Raw genomic sequence first — 18,340 nt, 5'->3', positions numbered from 1 at the left:
CGGGGGCTGAGGGGCGAGCATGCGGATCCTGATCGCGGGCGGCGGCGTTGGTGGGCTGACGCTCGCGCTGATGCTGCGGGAGAAGGGCATCGAGGGCCAGGTCCTCGAGGCGGCAGCGGAGGTGCGCCCCTTCGGCGTCGGCATCAACGCCCTGCCGCATTCGGTGCGGGAGCTGGCCGCGCTGGGGCTGCTTCCGCGGCTGGACGAGATCGCGATCCGCACGCGCCGGCTCACCTATGCCAATCATCTCGGCCAGGAGATCTGGTCGGAAGCGCGCGGGCTGCATGCGGGACATGAGGTCCCGCAATTCTCCATTCATCGCGGCAGGTTGCAGGCGATGCTGTGGCAGGCCGCGATGGAACGGCTCGGGGAGGCGGCGCCGCGCTCCGATCGCCGGCTGGTGAGCTTTGCGCCGGATGGCGACAAGGTCGTCGCGCGTTTCCGCTCCGCCGATGGAAGCGAGTCAGAGGAGATCGGCGATGCGCTGATCGGGGCGGATGGCATCCATTCTACCCTGCGCGCAACGCTGCATCCGGAGGATCCGGGCATCCGTTGGAACGGCATTCAGATGTGGCGCGGCGCGCTGGACTGGCCGGCCTTCGGGGATGGGGAGTCCATGGTCATCGCCGGCGATGCTGTGGCGAAGCTGGTGCTTTATCCGATCGCGCTGGGCGGGACGCCGGAAACGCGGCTGACGAACTGGGTTATCTATGCCCGCACCGGCCAGCCGGGCGAGCCGCCGCCGAAGCGGGAGAACTGGTCCCGCCGTGGACAGTACGCGGATTTCCGGCATCTGGTGGAGCGATTGGACCTGCCCTTCATCGATGTGGGCGCCATGATCCGGGCAACGGCCGAGATCTTCGAATACCCGATGTGCGACCGCGACCCGTTGCCCTGGTGGACGCAGGGCGCCGTGACGCTGCTCGGGGATGCGGCGCATCCCATGTATCCGGTGGGCTCCAACGGCGCGTCCCAGGCGATCCTCGATGCGCGCTGCCTGGCAGACTTGTTGACGCGGATGCCGGTGGCGGAGGCGCTTGCCGCCTATGAGGCGGAGCGTCTGCCGGCGACGGCGGCGGTGGTGCGTTCGAACCGCGTCGGCGGTCCGGAGCGCGTCGTCGACGTGATCGCGGAACGCGCGCCGAAGGGTTTCACCCGGATCGGCGATGTGGCCACGGCCGAGGAGCTGGAGGGGATTGTCCGCGGCTACGCGCAGCTGGCAGGTTTCGCCGTGGCCAAGCCGGCATGACGGACGACCCGGTCCAGCAATACATGACCGGCCAGTTCCGCCCCGGGCATGGCGCGCTGATCGCCGCCTTCGAGCGGGAGGGGGATGAATCCCTCGCGGCCTATTGCCCGGAGCTTGATGTTACCTATGGCCAGCATCCGCGTGAGCGCTTTGACTTCTATGCGGTATCCGGGCCATGGCGCGGCACGCTGGCCTATTTTCATGCCGGCTACTGGCAATCGCGCGACAAGGCGCAGTTCCGCTTCCTTGCGCCGCATTTCCTCGCGCACGGGCTGGATGTGGCGCTGGTGAACTACCCGCTCTGTCCGGATGTAACGCTGCCCGTCCTGCTGGAATCGACCCGCCGCGCAGTTCCGGTGGTGCTGCAGCATGCGGCCAGCCTGGGAAGGGGCGGAGAGCGCCTTGTGGCGGCCGGGCATTCGGCCGGCGGGCAGATCGCCGCAGAGTTGGCGATGGCGGATTGGGCCGGCCCATCACCCGTGGCCGCCATTGCGGCACTGAGCGGTGTGTTCGATCTGCAACCGTTGCTGGACACGCCGCTGAACGAGAGGCTCGGGCTGGACCGTCCGACCGCCAAGGCTGTTTCACCGCTGTGGCGCGTGCGGGGCGGCTTGCCGCCCGCGCTCTTTGCGGTCGGGGGAGGGGAGACGCCGGGATTTCGTGACCAGACGGCGCGGATGCACCAGGCCTGGACGGCGGCCGGAAACAAGGCGGAGCAATTGGTCGTGGAAGGGGCCGACCATTTCACGCTGTTGCGCGACGAGGCCCTGATCGACCGGATCGCCGCGCTCTTCGGCTAATCCCCAAACATATAGCCCTGCACGAAGAGGATATGCTCGCGCATGACGCGCCGTGCCGCCGCGCGGTCACGCTGGCGCACCGCGTCCACCATCGCATGGTGCTGTTCCTGAAGGACCGCGCGCCGGTCGGCCGTGTTGCCGCGCGCCTTGAGCTGACCCCAATCCGTCCGCTCTCGCACGCGTCCGAGGGAACGTGACATGGCGAGGACGGCGCCGTTATGCGTGCCGAGCGCGAAGGCATCGTGCAACTCGGCATCCCAATGCTCGAAGGCTGTAAGATCTGTGGCTTCGTCGGTGCCACGGAGGCATTCAGCCATGCGGGCGATATCGGCCTGGGTGGCACGCGCGACGGCCAGGGAGATCATCTCCGGCTCGAAGATCAAGCGGCATTCCACCACATCGGAGGGGCTGAGGGATTCATCACCGGTCGGCGCCGCGCCCGGTGGGGCGCTGCGGAAGGTGCCGCGGCCGACATGGCGGTGGATCAGGCCCTGGGATTCCAGCGCGGCCAGCGCTCGGCGCACCGTGTTGCGGGCAACGCCGTAGCGCGCGCCCAACTCGCGTTCCGTCGGCAGCCTCTCGCCCACGCGCCAGCGATCGGCGCGCAGCTCTTCTCCCAGCACATCGCGAAGGGCCGCGGCGCCGCGGAGGTCCTTAACGCTCTCTAGAGCGGGGGCGGGCATATCATCCAAAGGTATTGACCTGTCCAACCAATCAGAGGACCATAACGAAGAATTGGATCACATAAAAGCGGAATTGGTATAGGATTGCCGGTATGAAGCTCGCGATGGTGAAGCAGGGTGGCGCAGCGCGCCTGGTGCGCGTCGATGCCACGGGCACCCGCTTCTGGCCGGTGGAGACGCTGGCCCCGAACCTGCCGACGGAGATGACGGCGCTGATCGCCGCCCTGTCCGGCGGCGCCACACTTCCGGAGCCCAAGGGCGAGGGCGAGGCGCTCGACGAGGCGATGCTTCTGGCGCCGCTGCCAGCCCCGCCCCGCAACATCTTCTGCGTCGGCAAGAACTATCATGCCCATGCGCGGGAATTTGCCGGCAGTGGCTACGACTCCTCCTCGACCAGTGCGGCGGATGCCATCCCAAAGGCACCCATCATCTTCACCAAGCCCTTCACCTCCGTCTCCGGCCCCTGGGACGACATCCCGCTGGTGCCTGGACTGGACGCCGAGGTGGATTACGAGGCGGAGCTTGCGGTGGTGATCGGGCGCGGCGGGCGCTGCATCCCGAAGGCTTCGGCCATGGCGCATGTCTTCGGCTACACGGTGGTGAACGACGTCACCGCGCGCGACTTGCAGGGCAAGCACAAGCAGTGGCTGCTGGGGAAGGGCATTGACGGCTTCTGCCCGATGGGTCCCTGGATCGTGACCGCGGACGAACTGGATGCGCGCGGCATGCGCGTGACCTGCCATGTGAACGGCGAGAAGCGCCAGGACGCCATTACCGACGACTTGATCTTCGACATCCCTACCCTGATCGAGACGATCTCGCTCAGCATGGCGCTCCTGCCGGGCGACGTGATCGCCACCGGCACGCCGGAGGGCGTGGGCATCGGCTTCAAGCCGCCGCGATTCCTGCGGGATGGCGATGTCGTGGAATGCGCGATCGAGGGCATCGGCCGGATCCGGAACACGCTGCGCAAGGTGGACGTGGCGGCGCTGCGCGGCGCCGCGTGACGGCCGGCGCGCCGATATGGCGCGCCATCGGCTGAGGAAAGGGAGATCGAGGGCTGGCAAAAGACCACCCCAGTCTCCCGCTGTTCGGGAAAGGCGGATGGCCGGCCATCCGCAGGAGGGATAGTCGTGCTGCTTCGTCGTGACCTGATGGCGGCCCTGGGTGCCGTCGGGCTGATCCCCGCGGCGCATGCGCAGGGCGCCTGGCCCACGCGGCCGGTCCAGATGATCGTCGCCTTTCCGCCCGGCGGGCAGGCCGATGTGACGGCCCGCCCGGTGGCGGCGGCGCTGGAGCGGGTGTTCAACCAAGCCGTGCCGGTGGTGAACCGCCCGGGCGCCGGCGGCATCGTCGGCACGGCCAGCGTGGCCCGGGCAGCGCCCGATGGCTACACGGCGCTGATGGCGCTCTCCTCCCTCGCCATGCTGCCGGAAAGCGAGCGGATCATGGGCCGCACGCCGGCCTATACCGTAGACCAGCTCGCCCCGATCGCGCGGATCAATGCCGACCCGACCGTGCTGCTCGTGCCGGCGAGCTCGCCCTGGCGGACGGTCGAGGAATTCGTGGCAGATGCGAAGAAGCGGCCGGGCGCCATCACCTATGGCTCGGCGGGCAACTACTCCACCCTGCATGTCGCAATGGCGATGTTCACCGGCGCGGCCGATCTGGACCTGCTGCATGTGCCCTTCCAGGGCGGCGGCCCAGCCCTGACGGCGCTGCTCGCGGGCCAGATCGACGCCCTGTCCTCCGGTCCCGGCCCGGCGGTGCCGCATGTGAGGGAAGGGCGCCTGCGGGCCCTGGCCAGCTGGGGCAGCGAGCGCCTCAAGGGCTTCGAGGATGTGCCGACCTTCATGGAGCTCGGCTACAAGGATGTGGAGTTCTACATCTGGGCGGGCGTGTTCCTGCCGGCCGCGACACCGGCGCCGGTTCAGGACCGCATGCGTCAGGCGCTGCGCCAGGTCTGTGAGAAGGACGATGCGCTGAAGCGCGCCATGGAGGCCGCTGGCAGCCCCATCGCCTACCAGGACGGCGCCGAGTTCGAGCGCTTCTTTCGCGAGGACAGCGCGCGGCTGGTTCGTGCCGTGCAGCGGATCGGCAAGGTCGAATAGCAGGCCCGCAAGGGGCTGGGGAAGGAACGGAACAATGAATGGCATCATTACGCGGCGGGGGCTCGGGGCGCTCGCGGCTGGCGCCCTCGCCACACCCGCGCTCGCGCAGGATGCGGGCTGGCCGAACCGGCCGGTGCGGATCGTCGTGCCCTTCGGCGCGGGCGGTTCCGCCGACATTGCCGCACGCAACGTGGCGGAAGCGCTGTCGCAGAGCCTCGGCCAGCCATTCGTCGTGGAGAACCGGCCCGGCGCAGGCGCGGTGATCGGGACGGATGCCGTCGCGAAGGCGGCTCCCGACGGCTACACGATCCTGATGATGTCCAACACGCATACGGCGAACGAGACGCTGATCCGGAACCGTCCCTATGTGCTGTTGCGGGACCTGGGGGCGGCCGCGGCGGTGAATGTGGCGCATCACGTGCTGGCGGTGCACCCCTCGCTCGGCGTGAACAGCGTGGCGGAGCTGATCGCGAAGGCAAAGGCGGAGCCTGGGAAGATCGACTACGCCTCCTCCGGCCCCGGCACGCCGTATCACATCGCGGGCGAGGTGTTCCGCGCCATGGCGGGCATCGAGATCCAGCACATTCCCTTCCGCTCCTCGGGCGAGGCCCGCACGGCGCTCATCTCCGGCACGGTGCCGATGATGTTCGACGCCATTCCCACCATGCAGCCGCATGTGGCGGGCGGGCGGGCGAAGGCGCTGGCGACCACCGGGCCGCGGCGCGACCCGCTGATGCCGGAGTTGCCGACTGTCGCGGAGGCCGGTCTGCCGGGTTACGAGGCCTCGATCTGGCTCGGGCTTATGGTGCCGGCGCAGGCGCCGCGCCCCGTCGTGGAGAAGCTGAACGGCGCGGTGAATGCCTGGCTGTCCCGGCCCGAGACGAAAGCCGCGATGGAGAAGCAGGGCGCGCAGCCCATGGCGATGTCGATCGCCGCGTTCGACAGCTTCCTGCGCAAGGATGTCGAGACGCAGGGCAACTACGTCCGCATGGCCCGGATCGAGGTTAACTAAATGCGGGTCGCCTTCACCCTCAACGGTGTGCCGGCCGAGGTGGAGGCGGCGGAGGGCATGACGCTGCTGCATGCGCTGCGCGGGCCACTCGGGCTGAGCGGCCCGCGCTTCGGTTGCGGGCAGGAGGCCTGCGGCTGCTGCTATGTGACTGTGGATGGCGAGCCGCGCCCGTCCTGCGCGTTGCCGGTGGAGGCCGTGGCGGGACGACACCTGGGCACGGTGGAGGGGCTGGGCACGCCCGAGGCGCCGCATCCGCTGCAGGCAGCCTTCCTGGCGGAGCAGGCGGGGCAATGCGGCTATTGCCTCTCTGGCATACTGGTCAGCGCGGCGGCGCTGCTGGCGCGGAATCCGGATCCGGATGAGGTGGCGGTGCGGGCGGCGCTGGAGCCGCATCTCTGCCGCTGCGGGGCGCAGAACCGCATGATCCGCGCGGTGCACCGCGCGGCGCGGGAGATGCGCGCAGGGGCTGTGGCGTGAACCTCGCCTTCGGCTTCCCGATGGGGAAGGGGGGCAATGCCCCGGACCTGCCCGGCAGCCTGCGCGCCGAGCCGCGCCTGTTCCGCTGGCTGCGCTTCTCCGCCGATGGAAGCGTGGCGGTGACGCCGGGCAAGGTGGAGATTGGCCAGGGCATTTTGACGGCGCTGGCGCAGATCGCGGCAGATGAGTTGGATATCGCGCCGCAGCGCGTCCGGATCCTGGCTGCCTCCACGCCCGGCAGCCCGAATGAAGGGGTGACCTCCGGCAGCCTGTCCATTCAGGAAAGCGGCATCGCCATCCGCCATGCCTGCGCCGAGGCGCGGGCGCTTCATCTCCGCCTCGCCGCACAACGCGCCGGCGTGGCGGCGGAGGTGCTTCATGTGGAGGATGGGGTCTTCAAGCGCCCGGATGGAGAAGCGGTCGGGTCCTACTGGGCGCAGGCCGAAGAGGTGCTGCTGGACGTCGAGGCACGGGGGGACGTGCCGCCCAAATCGGCATCTGCCCGCTGGATCGCGGGGCAGCCGGTGGCGCGGCTGGACCTGCCCGACAAGGTTTTCGGGGTAGCCCGCTACCTGCATGACCTGCGGTTGCCCGGGATGCTGCATGCGCGGATGGTGCGCCCGCCGGCGCGCGTGGCGACGCTGGTGGAACTCCGCGACGGGCCCTTGCCTGGCGATGCGTCCGTACTGCGGCAGGGCAACCTTCTGGCCATCATCGCCTCCGAGGAATGGGTGGCCGAAGCAGCGGCCGCGCGTGTCGCTGCCCGCGCGCATTGGGATGTGCGGGAGTCGCTGCCGGAGGAGGGCCAACTTGCCGCATGGATCGAAGCCACGCCCGCCCAGCCCAGCGAGGTTGCGCGGCGTGACGATCCGGCGCCGGCAGCCGCGCATGTGGTCTCCGCGCGTTTCCAGCGGCCCTTCCTCGCCCATGGCTCGATCGGCCCATCCTGTGCCGTCGCGCGCTGGCAGGACGGCGCGGTGGAGGTGTGGACGCACAGCCAGGGCATCTACAACCTGCGGGCGGACCTCGTGACCGTGCTCGGATTGGAGCCGGAGCGGATCATGGTACGCCATGTGGAGGGCGCCGGCTGCTACGGCCACAATGGCGCCGACGACGTGGCGCTGGATGCCGCGCTGGTCGCCCGCGCCCATCCTGGCCGCCCGGTGCGCGTGCTGTGGAGCCGGGCGGAGGAACTGGCCTGGTCTCCGCATTCCCCCGCCGCGCTGGCAGAGATTGAAGCCGCGGTGGATGCCGAGGGAATGCTTTGCCGCTGGCAGACGGTGCTGCGCGGCAATGGGCATTCCTCGCGGCCTGGTCGGGCGAAGGATCCCACGCTGCTGTCCTCCGCCTATATCGATCCGCCCTTCACCTATCCCGTCGCGATCGATGCACCGATGGCGGGCGGTGGTGGCGGGCAGCGAAATTCGGTGCCGGGCTATCGCGTGCCGTCGCTCGACGTCTCGATGCACCGCCTGCTGGAGATGCCCATCCGGAGCTCCGCCCTGCGCGGTCTGGGGGCGTTGCTGAATGTATGGGCCACGGAATCCGTGATGGAGGAACTGGCGGAACGCATCGGCCAGGATTCCGTCGCCTTTCGCCTGCGCCATCTGGAAGACGATCCACGCGCCGCCGCCGTGCTGCGCGAGGTGGCAGCCATGTGCGGCTGGCCGCGCGCCTCTGCCGGGGAAGGGGTGGGCACCGGCATCGCCGTCGCGCGCTACAAGGGCACGGGCGGCTGGTGTGCGGTGGCCGCGGAGGTGGAAGCTGCCGAGGTGGTGCGCTGCCGCCGCCTCTGGATCGCGGCCGATGTGGGCGAGGCGATCAATCCGGACGGGGTGATCAACCAGATCGAGGGCGGCGCCATCCAGGCGACCTCCATCGCCCTCAAGGAAGCTGTGCATTTCGATCGGCTGAACGTCACCACCGACAGCTGGGACGCATACCCCGTGCTGCGCTTCTCGGAGGTGCCGGCGGTGGAGGTGCGGCTGATCGGCCCTCGTGATGCACCGCCGCTGGGGGCGGGGGAACCATCGCTCGGCCCCACCATCGCCGCCATCGCAAGCGGCATCCATGCCGCCCTCGGGATCCGGCCCCGCGCCATGCCCTTCACGCCCGACAACCTTGCTGCCGCCATGGAATGACGAACTTGCCCGATACCCTGCGCCTCACCCTGGCCTGCACCAGTTCCGACCGCACGCGCCCGATCCTGGATGGACGCGTGGAGGTGCCCGGCGTCACCCTGACCGTGCTGCCGGGCGAGCCGGAGGACATCTTCCGCCGCGCCCTGCGCGACCGCGCCTTCGACGTGACGGAACTGTCCATGGGCAGCCATATCGTCACCACGGCGCGGGACGACGCGCCCTATATCGGCATTCCCGTCTTCCCCTCCCGCGCCTTCCGCCATGCGGCCATCTATGTCCGCACGGATCGCGGCATTCGCACGGCCGCGGATCTGGCGGGCAAGCGGATCGGCCTGCCGGAATACCAGCAGACGGCCGCGCTCTGGGTGCGCGGCATCCTGCGCGAGCATTATGGCGTGGACACGCGCGGCATTGCCTGGCGCACCGGCGGGATGGAGGAGGCAGGCGGCAGCGAGCGCGTGGCGCTGAAGCTTCCGGCCGATCTGGACGTGAAGCCGATTGGTCCGACGGAGACGCTGAACGGACTGCTGGCCTCTGGTGAGATCGACGCCGTGGTCGGGCCGCGGCCACCGTCCTGCTTCGTCGCCCGCTCCGCGCCCGTGGACCGCCTCTACCCGGACTACAGGAGCGAGGAGGAGGCGTATTTCCGCGCGACCGGCTTCTTCCCGATCATGCATTGCGTCGCCCTGCGCAAGGAGTTGGCGGCGGCGCATCCCTGGCTGCCGTTGGAGCTGTTCCGTGCCTTTGCCAGGGCCCGTGCCATGGCGGTGGCCGACCTGTCGCTGGTGAACGTGCTGCGCGCCTCGCTGCCCTGGATTGCCGCGGAGGCGGAGGCGCAAACGAGGATCATGGGCGGAGACCCCTGGCCCTACGGCTTCCGCCGCAACCGCGACGAGGTGGCCGCCATGATCCGCTTCGCCGTTGCCGATGGCCTCGCCGCGCGGGAGATCGCGCCGGAGGACCTGTTCCATCCGAGCGTGCTGGATGCTGCGCCATGACGCGCCCAGCCAAAAAGCCCGCAATAGACGGGGTGAGTGGGAGTGAACGAACATGCATCAGGCTATGGGGCGCCGCCGTCTGGCGGCGTTGGCAGCGACTGGGCTGATCTCGGCGCGGCCTGGTTGGGCGCAGTCGGCGGAGGGCTATCCCTCTCGCCCTGTGCGGATCGTGCTGCCCGTCGCGCCTGGCGGCTCTACCGACACGATAGGGCGCGTGCTGGCCGATGAGCTGACGAAGAAGGGGCGTGGGTCCTTCTTCGTGGAGAATCGGCCGGGCGCCGGGGGCAGTCTGGCCTACCAGCTCGTGGCGCAATCGCCGCCGGACGGGTTGAACCTTTTGGTCGCGGTGGATTCCCTCACGGTGAATCCCAGCCTGTTCCGTGATGCCGGCTATGATCCGACTACGGCCTATGCGCCCGTCAATCTGATGGCGCGCATCCCGCATGTTCTGGTCACCCATCGCAACGGGCCGGCAAAGAGCTTCGCGCAGTTCATGGAGATCGCGAAGCGCGATCCCAATCGGCTACAGGTCGCGATCTCCGGCTTCGGCAGCGGCGGACATCTTTCCGGTGCCGTCATCCAGCATGAGACGGGGGCGCGCTGGTCGGTCATTCCTTACCGCGGCGGCTCTACGCCTGTGAACGACCTGATGGCGGGCAATGTGGATGCAGCCTTCGTCACCCTGGGCGCGGTGATCGGGCTGATCCGCGGCGGCCAGGTGGTGCCGCTGGCCATCACCACGCCACGGCGTTTCCCCTTGCTGCCGGATGTTCCCACGGTCGCCGAGGTGGCGCTGCCCGGCTACGACGTGCCGAACTGGTATGGCCTCTTCGCCCCGGCAGGCACGCCTGCCCCGATCGTCTCGCGGCTGAACGAATGGTCGAATGCCGTGCTTGCCGAGCCGCATGTGCGACAGACGCTGCTGGAATCCGGCTTCGAGATCGTCGGCGGGCCGCCGGAGCGGCTTGGCACGCTGGTGCAAGAAAGCGTGCCGCGCTGGCGCAACCTCATTCGCGACGCCGGGCTGCGCCCCGAGTGATGCGCGCACCCTCCAGGAAAGGAACGGACATGGATACGAATATGGGCGGCACGATCGAAGCCACGGACCACTGGGCGCAGAAGGGTGATGTGCGCCTCTCCGTCTATCGCAAGCGCCTGGCCAGGGCAGGGGATCAGCCGATCCTCTTCCTCGTCCATGGCTCTTCCTTTGGCGGCAAGTCGGGCTTCGATCTCGATGTGCCGGGCAAGCCGGGCTACTCCTTCATGGAGGAGTTCGCACGCCGCGGCTTCGATGTCTGGACCATGGATTTCGAGGGGTACGGGCGCTCCTCCCGTACCCAGTCCAATTCAAACCTCTCCATGGCGGCCGAAGATCTGCGCGCGGCGACCGATGTGGTCTTCGAGGTCACCGGCAAGAGGACGGCGATGTTCTACGGTTCCTCCTCCGGCGCCCTGCGTGCGGCGCTGTTCGGAGAGGCCTATCCGGATAGGGTGGAACGCGTGATCCTCGATGCCTTCGTCTATACCGGCGAGGGCGCCCCGACGCTGATCAAGCGGCGTGAGCGCCTGGAGGAATGGCGCTCCTCCCATGTGCGGAAGGCGGACCGGGCCTTCTTCCATTCCATCTTCAACCGGGACCTGCCAGGTACCTCGGAGGAAGGGATCGCCGATGCGCTGGCGGATGCCGAGCTGGCGCTAGGGGACACGTTGCCAACCGGCACCTATCTCGACATGTGTGCCAACCTTCCCGTCGTGACGCCGGAGAAACTGCGCTGCCCGGTGATGATTGTCCGTGGCGAGCATGACGGCATCGCCACGGAGGAGGACCTGCTGAACTACTTCGCGAAACTCGGCACGAATGACCGGCGCTTCGTGATGATCCCGGGAATGGCGCATGTCTCCTACCTGTCGAAGAACCGGGCCATCTTCTTCCAGGCGATCGAGGACTTCCTGCGGCCGCCGGCACGGGCGATGTAGTGCCCAGGCGGCGCGGCCTCAGGCATAGCCCAGGGCCGCATCGCGGGCGCGAGCCTCGGCCGGCCGGGCCGCCGGGCTGCCATAGCCGCCGCCGCCCGAGGTCTCCAGCCGCACGATGTCGCCGCGCTTCAGGCGAAGGTTGTTCACCTTCGATCCCAGGGCGCGGCGCTCGCCGTTGCTGATAATGAACAGGCGGCCTTCGCGCCCTGCCTCGCCGCCCTCCAACCCATAGGGGCGGTGGGTGAAGCGCTCGAGATTTGCGGTGAAGATGGCCTCCGGGCTGTCGATGCGCCATTCGCGGAACAGGCCGAGGCCGCCGCGATGCCGCCCCGCACCGCCTGAGCCGGGCAGCAACCCATAGCCTACGATTGTCAGCGGCATCTCGCTTTCGATCATCTCCGCCGGGATGTTCGAGTTGTTGTGCATGCCGAAGGTATAGGCCGAGAGCCCATCCTGATCGGCATAGGCGCCGCTGCCGCCCACCTCGATCTCCACCAGCACGCCGCGCTCTCCATCTGCCCCGATCGTCTGGAAGGAGCAGACATAGGAAACGCCGTAATAGGCGGCGGGCACCCGCCCCGGGATCGCCTGGTGCAGCGCGCCGAGGATGGTGGTGGCGAGGCGGTGGGTGACGGCCACGCGGTTGGCTACGGGCGCCGGATGCCGGGCGTTCACGATCAGCCCTTCCGGCGCGATGGTACGGATGGGGCGGTAGCAGCCCGCATTGGCCGGGATTTCCGCATCCGACACCGCCATCACGCTGTAGGAGATGGCCGATTGCGCTGAGGCAAGGGTGGCGTTGATCGGCCCCACCGCCTGCTTGCCGCAGCCGGAGAGATCGATGGTGATCTCCTCCCCGCGCACCTCCACCGCCGCATGGATGCGGACGGGATCGGGGGAGATGCCGTCATCGTCGAGGAAGTCCTCGAACTCGTAGCGGCCGTCGGGAATTCGGCCGATCATGGCGCGCATGGCACGTTCGCTGCCATCCAGCATCTGGGCGCAGGCCGCAACGAAGGTGTCAGTGCCCGTGCGCATGGCGAGGCGGCGGAGATTTGCCTCGCCCACCGCCAGCGAGGCGAGCTGCGCCTGCAGGTCGCCCCAGAGCATGTCCGGGCGGCGGACGTTCTGGCGCATCATCGCCAGGATGTCCTCGTTCAGCACGCCGCGCCGTACGAGCTTCAGCGGCGGGATGCGCAGCCCTTCCTGGAACACCTCCGTCGCCGCGGCGGCATAGGAGCCGGCGGCCATGCCGCCCATGTCGAGATGATGGCAGAGAGTCCCGACGATCCCCACCCGCACCCCATCCACGAAGACGGGCCGGAAGGCGAGGATGTCGGGGATATGCTGGCCGCCGCAATACGGGTCATTGGTGATGATGACGTCGCCATCCTCCCATTGCTCCACCGGCAGGTGGTCGCGCAGAACGGTCAGCAGCCCGCTGCCCATGGAGTTCAGATGCTGGGGGATGCGGGCGGCCTGGGCGACGTTCTGACCGCCGCGGTCGAAGACGGCGGTGGAATAATCAAGCAGTTCCCGCACCACGGTGGAGCGGCTGGTGCGCCAGACCGTCACGTCCATCTCGGCGGCAGTGGCGGTGAGGGCGTTGCGCAGGATTTCCAGCGCAACCGGATCCATCGTGCTCATGCAGCCTCCTTCCGGGCGATCAGCGCGCCTGCCGGGCCGGGGGCGCAGCGCCACCCCTCGGCCAGGAAGATGGTGGTGTATTCCTCTTCGATCAGCGCGGGGCCGTCGACGGGGCCGGTGATCCGCTCGCGCTGATGCACGGGGATGCGGCGCCAGGCGCCGGCGAGCCAGGTCTCGCGCGCCTCCGGCTCGCGGTCCGCGCCCCGGCCGGCGGCTCGCTCGGCATGCACGGGCGGCAGAAGGCCGGTGACGGCCATGCGCAGCGCGACCAGTTCCACCGGAGCCTCGGGATTGGCGTAGGAGAAGCGCGCCTCGTGCAGCGCGTGGAAATCCGCCAGCAGGGGATCGAGGGCGGGTGCCTCCGGCCAGGGCACCACCAGTTCGAAGGCCTGCCCGCGATAGCGCAGATCGGCGGAGACGGCGAAGCGCCGGTCGGCCTCAGACACACCATCCGCGGCGAGCAACGCTTCTCCCTGCACACGCAACGCCGACATGGTTTGCCCGACCCAGGGCAGTGCATCGGCCGTCAGCGGCATGACGCGGGAGCGGGCGAGGTCATGCACAATGTCCGAATGCAGGATGCCGAAGGCGGAGAAGGTGCTGGCATCGGCGGGGAAAACCACTTCGCGGATGCCCAACTCCTCTGCCACCGGCACCGCGTGCAACCCGCCGGCGCCACCGAAGGAGAGAAGGCTGAAGTCACGCGGATCAAGGCCCTTCTCGAAGAGGCTGAGGCGCGCGGCGGCTGCGAGGCCGGTATCGGTGACAGCCAGGATGCCTTCCGCCGCCTGCTCCGTACCGAGCCCGAGCGGCTCGCCCACCTTCGCGGCGATGGCGGCGGCCGCAGCCAGGCGATCCAGCGCCATGGCGCCGCCGAGGAAGAAACGTGGATCGAGTCGGCCGAGGGCGAGATCGGCATCCGTCACCGCCGGTTCCGTGCCTCCGCGCCCGTAGCAGACCGGTCCGGGGCGTGATCCGGCGCTGCGGGGGCCGACGCGCAGCCGTCCCGCCTCGTCCACCGCCGCGATGGAGCCGCCACCAGAGCCGATGGTCCGGATCTCCACCATCGGCAGGCGAACGGGCAGGTGGTCGATCTCGCCCTGGGTCATCTGCGTCACGGCACCATCGCGCACCACGCAGACGTCGTAGCTTGTGCCGCCCATGTCGACGCCGAGCAGGTTCGGGCGATCCAGCGTCTCCGCCATGCGCAAGGTGGCCAGGGCGCCGCCGCTGGGGCCGGACAGCAGCAGCCGCGCGGGCTGGCGCCGGGCCACATCCGGGCTGCACACGCCGCCATTGGACTGCACCAGCAGCAGCCGGGCGGTCAGCCCCGCTTCCGCCATGCGGGCCGTCAGCCGCCTGAGATAATTGCCGACGACCGGCATCAGCAACGCATTCAGCACCGTGGTGGAGGAGCGTTCGTATTCCCGGATCTCCGGGCTGATCTCGCTGGAGATGGAAACGGGCAGGTCCGGGCGCAGCAGATGCAGCCGTTCCGCAACCAGCTGCTCATGCGCGGGGTTCACATGGGCATGCAGCAGGCAGACGGCGACCGCCTCCGCCCGAAGGGCATCGAGACGCGGCAGGACGGCATCGACTGCTCCGGCTGCCAATGCGGTTTCGATGCTGCCATCGGCGCGCATCCGCTCGGCCAGGCCGAGGCGGCGGTCGCGCGCGATCAGGGGCGGCTCCTGATGCGGCTTCAGCCCATAGATGTCCCGGCGCCCATGGCGGCCGATTTCCAGCACATCCTCGAAGCCCGCCGTGGTCAGCAGCACGCCGCGCGCCAGCTTGCGTTCCAGCACGGCATTGGTGGCAATGGTCGTGCCGTGCAGCAGGATGCGGATGTCGGCAATGGAGAAGCCGAAGCGCGTGGCGGCCTCCCCGATGCCCGTCAGCAGGCCGATGGACGGGTCTTCCGGGGTGGTGGGGGTTTTGAGGCTGCGCAGCGCGCCGCTGCGTTCGTCGAGGATCTGCAGGTCGGTGAAGGTACCACCGATGTCGATGCCGATCCGGATGAAGGGCTCCATGGTGTGCGGGAACTCCGGGCAAGATGGGGGCGGCGTGCCCCTGCGGGGCGCGGGGCGAGTGGTGTCGTCGAAGCGCCGGACGTGCCGGCGGGTGGAGCGCCTAGCTCATGAAGTGGAGAGGCCAGAGGGCGATGGCGGGCCAGATCAGCAGCAGCCCGACCGCCAGGAGATAGGCCAGCAGGAAGGGCATCACCCCCGCGAACACATCGGTGATCGGCCCGCCCTTGGGACGCATGCCCTGCAGCACATACATCACGGTGCCGTCCGGCGGGCTGATCTGTGCGATCTCCACCAGCATCGTCACCACCACGCCGAACCAGATCGGGTCGTATCCCAGCGCCACGACGATGGGAAAAACCACGGGCACGGTGGTGATGATCATGGAGAAGCCCTCCATGAAGGTGCCGAGGGCGAAGTACATGCCGATGATCGCGAGCATGATCGCCCAGGGCGGCACTGGCAGGTGCGAGATCATCTCGGCGAGCGCCTGGGGTACGTTGATCAACGTCAGGATGTAGTTCAGCAGATAGGCGCCGAGGATGATGAGCCCCAGCAGCGCCGTGTTCCGTGCCGTCGCCTCGGCCGAGGCGTTGAGCATGTGGAAGGTGAGCTTGCCCTCTATGGCGGCGAAGAACAGCGCCCCCGCCACGCCCAGCGCCGCCGCCTCGGTGGGGGTGGCATAGCCGCCATAGATGGAGCCGAGCACCATGACGATCAGCGCCATGGTGGGCACCAACCCGGCCAGGGAGCGCAGCTTCACCGAAAGCGGCAGCGATGGTGGCCGGTCGAGCGGGTTGCGCAACCCGTGCACGGTGATGACGCCGGCGAAGAGCAGTGTGACGAGCACGCTCGGCAGGATCGCCGCGACGTAAAGCGCGCCGACTGAGGTTTCGGTGATCAGCCCATAGACGATGAAGGTGATCCCGGGCGGGATCAGGTTGCCCATGGCGCCGCCGGCCGCGAGCGAGCCGAGCACCATGCGCTGGCTGTATTTCGTGTCGTTGAAATAGGGCAGGGCGACCGAGCCCATGGTCGCCGCGGTGGCGACGGAGGAACCGGAGATGGCGGAGAACAGCGCGCAGGAGGCGATATTCGTATGCAGCAGCCCGCCCGGCAGCCGGTTCAGCCAGACGTTCAGCGACTTATAGAGCCGGTCCGACAGCCCCGCCCGGAGCAGGATCTCGCCCATCAGGAGGAACAGCGGCACGGCAATCAGCACGAAGTTGCTCGACGGCCCCCAGAAGGTCTGGCCGGCGAAGAGCCAGAACGGGCGGTCGGAGAAGATGAAGCCCGTCAGCACCGCCAGGATGCCCAGCACCGCCGCCACATGCACGCCCGCGCCGAAGAACACGACGAAGACGGCAATCAACCCCAGGATCTCGGCGATGGGCAGGGACTGCCCCGTGCCTGCCGCCGCGAAGACCAGCACGGCGAGGAGACTCAGGAGGAAGACGATCGCGATCATGCCGGCTGCTCCTCCCGCGCCATGGCCACGGCCTCCAGCGCCTCCTGTGTCTCATCATTAACGGAGCGCGAGCCGAGCAGCGCATCCACCTCCTCCACGCGACCGAAGGCCAGGGCAAGGCTGGCTTCCAGCAGCAGCACCAGCGACATCACCAGGAAGGACAGCAGCCCGAAGGCCCAGATACCCTGAGGAATGTCGATGGGGATGCGAAGCGCGCTGTTGTCATGCGCGTCGAACAGCATGGATTCCTCCAGCACCTGCCAGCCGGCCCAGGCGATGAAGCCGGCGAAACCCGCCAGCAGGGCGAGGGACAGCACATGCAGCCAGGCGCGGTTGCGCAGCCTCATGCGGTTCACCAGCACGTCCACGCGGATATGCGCACGCCGTGCCAGCGTATGCGCCAGCGACCAGGCGATGCCGCAGGCCAGCATGTAGCTGCTGATCTCCACCGTGGCGGCACTGGAAAAGCCCAGAAGGCTCCGCCCCACCACGTCGAAGGTGATCAGGGCGGCGCAGGCCACGTAGTTCCACCCGGCCAGATAGGCCATCAACGCCGCGATACGCGTCACCACCCGTGTGAGGCCCCGCGCCACGCGAAGTGGCGCGGGGGTGGTGTCGCTCAACGGCGATACTCCACGCCGCCGATGGGGGCGACGATCTGGTTGTAGGTTTCGCCGCAGCGCGCGCCGCAGCGCTGCACCCAATTTGGCAGCACGACGTTGCGGAAGGTGGTCTGCACCAGCGCGCGGTCGGCTTCGGTCGCGCGCACCTCGGTCATCGGGCGAGGGGCCAGCGGATGCAGCTTGCACTCGGCCGCGACGCCGGTGTTGCAGGCGATGCCGTCCCGCGTGGCCGCGGCGCCGAGCTCCCACAGCTTATCGTTCATCTCGCGGAAGGTGCCTTCCAGGAAGGCCCTCACTGTCGGATCCAGCCGGTTCCACCAGGTGAGATTGACCATATAGCCGGCGAGAGACCAGGAAAGTGGCAGGTCGGAGATATGGGTGGAAACCTCCGGCCAGCGTGCGGAGGCGCCGCTGCCTGTGCCCGTCACGGCGCAATCGGCCACGCCGCGCTCCAGTGCGCTGTACACCTCGGGGAAGCCGATGCTGACGGGCTGCGCACCGATGGTGGTCATCAGGTCGTTCAGCGAATTGCCGAAGGTGCGCACCTTCCGGCCACGCAGGTCGCCCAGCGTGGTGAAGGGCTGGCGGCAGAACAGCACCTGCGCGGGGAAGGGGTAGATCAGCATGATCCGCGCGCCGAAACGCTCCAGGTCGCGGTTGGCGGCCGGCATGATGGCCTCGGCGATCTTCTTCGCCTGCTCGATATCCGGGCTCAGCCCTGCCAGGTCGATGCCGTCCAGGATCGGCACGTCGCCCGAGAGGGTGGAAAGTGTGCCGGCGCCGATATCCACCTGGCCGGAGCGCACCAGCCGCACGATCTCGTTGCCCCCGAGGTTGCGCTCGGCATGGGAGGAGAGCTGCATGGTGATCCGCCCGTTCGAGCGCTGGGACAGCGCCTCCCGCAGATAGGGCACATCCACCCGCGTGAACTGCGGCATGGTGGGCAAGGGCTGCGTGACGGCCGACATGCGCAGGGCCGGACCGGCGGGCAGGCTTTCGGGCATCTGCGCGAAGGCCTGGGACAAGCCCGCGGGTCCTGCCGCCAGGGCCAGGCAGGCCACCACGGCGCGGGTCAGGTTGCGACGGATCATGCGTCTCGGTCCTCCAGGGCGTTGGGGGCCGCGGTG

At 68.7% G+C, this 18,340-nt stretch carries 16 protein-coding genes; 10 read left to right on the top strand and 6 right to left on the bottom strand.

What is annotated here, in order from left to right; translation table 11 throughout:
- Positions 1–19: 19 nt before the first annotated feature.
- On the top strand, positions 20–1,249 hold the full coding sequence (locus GSE44_RS12045) for a flavin-dependent oxidoreductase (protein WP_159349070.1): 1,230 nt from the start codon (positions 20–22) through the stop codon (positions 1,247–1,249).
- A complete protein-coding gene (locus GSE44_RS12040) occupies positions 1,246–2,049 on the top strand; it encodes an alpha/beta hydrolase (protein WP_159349069.1) in 804 nt (267 codons plus the stop codon). The genes GSE44_RS12045 and GSE44_RS12040 overlap by 4 nt, the downstream gene beginning before the upstream one ends.
- Here the strand turns inward: GSE44_RS12040 and GSE44_RS12035 are convergent.
- The gene (locus GSE44_RS12035) at positions 2,046–2,732 is read right to left on the bottom strand and encodes a FadR/GntR family transcriptional regulator (RefSeq protein ID WP_159349068.1); all 687 of its coding nucleotides are present in this window, start codon (positions 2,730–2,732) and stop codon (positions 2,046–2,048) included. The genes GSE44_RS12040 and GSE44_RS12035 overlap by 4 nt on opposite strands.
- Before the next feature lie 92 nt (positions 2,733–2,824).
- Here GSE44_RS12035 and GSE44_RS12030 point away from each other — a divergent pair, with 92 nt between their 5' ends.
- From GSE44_RS12030 to GSE44_RS11995, 8 genes are all read left to right on the top strand, one after another.
- On the top strand, positions 2,825–3,739 hold the full coding sequence (locus GSE44_RS12030; protein ID WP_159349067.1) for a fumarylacetoacetate hydrolase family protein: 915 nt from the start codon (positions 2,825–2,827) through the stop codon (positions 3,737–3,739).
- A gap of 126 nt (positions 3,740–3,865) precedes the next feature.
- A complete protein-coding gene (locus GSE44_RS12025) occupies positions 3,866–4,843 on the top strand; it encodes a Bug family tripartite tricarboxylate transporter substrate binding protein (protein ID WP_235924745.1) in 978 nt (325 codons plus the stop codon).
- 34 nt (positions 4,844–4,877) lie between these two features.
- Positions 4,878–5,855, top strand: a complete 978-nt coding sequence (locus GSE44_RS12020; RefSeq protein ID WP_159349066.1) for a tripartite tricarboxylate transporter substrate binding protein — start codon at positions 4,878–4,880, stop codon at positions 5,853–5,855.
- The gene (locus GSE44_RS12015) at positions 5,856–6,332 is read left to right on the top strand and encodes a (2Fe-2S)-binding protein (RefSeq protein ID WP_159349065.1); all 477 of its coding nucleotides are present in this window, start codon (positions 5,856–5,858) and stop codon (positions 6,330–6,332) included.
- Entirely contained in the window at positions 6,329–8,473 is a 2,145-nt protein-coding gene (locus GSE44_RS12010; protein ID WP_201306047.1) for a xanthine dehydrogenase family protein molybdopterin-binding subunit, read from the top strand. Before GSE44_RS12015 ends, GSE44_RS12010 begins: the two co-directional genes overlap by 4 nt.
- Positions 8,474–8,478: 5 nt before the next feature.
- Complete coding sequence (locus GSE44_RS12005) at positions 8,479–9,471, top strand: substrate-binding domain-containing protein (RefSeq protein WP_159349064.1); 993 nt, start codon at positions 8,479–8,481, stop codon at positions 9,469–9,471.
- A 52-nt stretch (positions 9,472–9,523) separates the two neighbouring features.
- Positions 9,524–10,510 (top strand): Bug family tripartite tricarboxylate transporter substrate binding protein, encoded by a 987-nt coding sequence (locus tag GSE44_RS12000; protein WP_159349063.1) that lies wholly within the window; start codon positions 9,524–9,526, stop codon positions 10,508–10,510.
- 29 nt (positions 10,511–10,539) lie between these two features.
- Positions 10,540–11,448 carry an alpha/beta hydrolase gene (locus GSE44_RS11995; protein WP_201306046.1) on the top strand — a complete coding sequence of 303 codons (909 nt, stop codon included), beginning with the start codon at positions 10,540–10,542 and terminating at the stop codon, positions 11,446–11,448.
- Positions 11,449–11,466: 18 nt separating this feature from the next.
- Here the strand turns inward: GSE44_RS11995 and GSE44_RS11990 are convergent, their stop codons facing one another.
- The 5 genes from GSE44_RS11990 to GSE44_RS11970 form a co-directional block, all read right to left on the bottom strand.
- Positions 11,467–13,095, bottom strand: coding sequence for a hydantoinase B/oxoprolinase family protein (locus tag GSE44_RS11990; protein ID WP_235924743.1), 1,629 nt, complete (start codon positions 13,093–13,095; stop codon positions 11,467–11,469).
- A complete protein-coding gene (locus GSE44_RS11985; protein ID WP_159349062.1) occupies positions 13,092–15,125 on the bottom strand; it encodes a hydantoinase/oxoprolinase family protein in 2,034 nt (677 codons plus the stop codon). The genes GSE44_RS11990 and GSE44_RS11985 overlap by 4 nt, the downstream gene beginning before the upstream one ends.
- A 100-nt stretch (positions 15,126–15,225) precedes the next feature.
- Entirely contained in the window at positions 15,226–16,590 is a 1,365-nt protein-coding gene (locus GSE44_RS11980; protein ID WP_159349061.1) for a TRAP transporter large permease, read from the bottom strand.
- Entirely contained in the window at positions 16,587–17,213 is a 627-nt protein-coding gene (locus GSE44_RS11975) for a TRAP transporter small permease subunit (protein ID WP_159349060.1), read from the bottom strand. The genes GSE44_RS11980 and GSE44_RS11975 overlap by 4 nt, the downstream gene beginning before the upstream one ends.
- Positions 17,210–18,304, bottom strand: a complete 1,095-nt coding sequence (locus tag GSE44_RS11970; RefSeq protein ID WP_159349059.1) for a TRAP transporter substrate-binding protein — start codon at positions 18,302–18,304, stop codon at positions 17,210–17,212. The genes GSE44_RS11975 and GSE44_RS11970 overlap by 4 nt, the downstream gene beginning before the upstream one ends.
- Positions 18,305–18,340 lie beyond the last annotated feature (36 nt).

This window comes from Muricoccus harenae (assembly GCF_009848505.1).
GTDB lineage: Bacteria > Pseudomonadota > Alphaproteobacteria > Acetobacterales > Acetobacteraceae > Roseomonas > Roseomonas harenae.
Note: the sequence above shows the minus strand (reverse complement) of the source record. Positions and strands in the feature narration are given on the sequence as shown.

Bases quoted from the DNA above. Each gene is read 5' to 3' on its own strand.
- GSE44_RS11980 (WP_159349061.1), bottom strand. From the start codon at position 16,590: ATGATCGCGATCGTCTTCCTCCTGAGTCTCCTCGCCGTGCTGGTCTTC.
- GSE44_RS12035 (WP_159349068.1), bottom strand. From the start codon at position 2,732: ATGCCCGCCCCCGCTCTAGAGAGCGTTAAGGACCTCCGCGGCGCCGCG.
- GSE44_RS11990 (WP_235924743.1), bottom strand. From the start codon at position 13,095: ATGAGCACGATGGATCCGGTTGCGCTGGAAATCCTGCGCAACGCCCTC.
- GSE44_RS11995 (WP_201306046.1), top strand. From the start codon at position 10,540: ATGGATACGAATATGGGCGGCACGATCGAAGCCACGGACCACTGGGCG.
- GSE44_RS12015 (WP_159349065.1), top strand. From the start codon at position 5,856: ATGCGGGTCGCCTTCACCCTCAACGGTGTGCCGGCCGAGGTGGAGGCG.
- GSE44_RS12040 (WP_159349069.1), top strand. From the start codon at position 1,246: ATGACGGACGACCCGGTCCAGCAATACATGACCGGCCAGTTCCGCCCC.
- GSE44_RS12000 (WP_159349063.1), top strand. From the start codon at position 9,524: ATGCATCAGGCTATGGGGCGCCGCCGTCTGGCGGCGTTGGCAGCGACT.
- GSE44_RS11985 (WP_159349062.1), bottom strand. From the start codon at position 15,125: ATGGAGCCCTTCATCCGGATCGGCATCGACATCGGTGGTACCTTCACC.
- GSE44_RS12045 (WP_159349070.1), top strand. From the start codon at position 20: ATGCGGATCCTGATCGCGGGCGGCGGCGTTGGTGGGCTGACGCTCGCG.
- GSE44_RS12020 (WP_159349066.1), top strand. From the start codon at position 4,878: ATGAATGGCATCATTACGCGGCGGGGGCTCGGGGCGCTCGCGGCTGGC.
- GSE44_RS11970 (WP_159349059.1), bottom strand. From the start codon at position 18,304: ATGATCCGTCGCAACCTGACCCGCGCCGTGGTGGCCTGCCTGGCCCTG.
- GSE44_RS12030 (WP_159349067.1), top strand. From the start codon at position 2,825: ATGAAGCTCGCGATGGTGAAGCAGGGTGGCGCAGCGCGCCTGGTGCGC.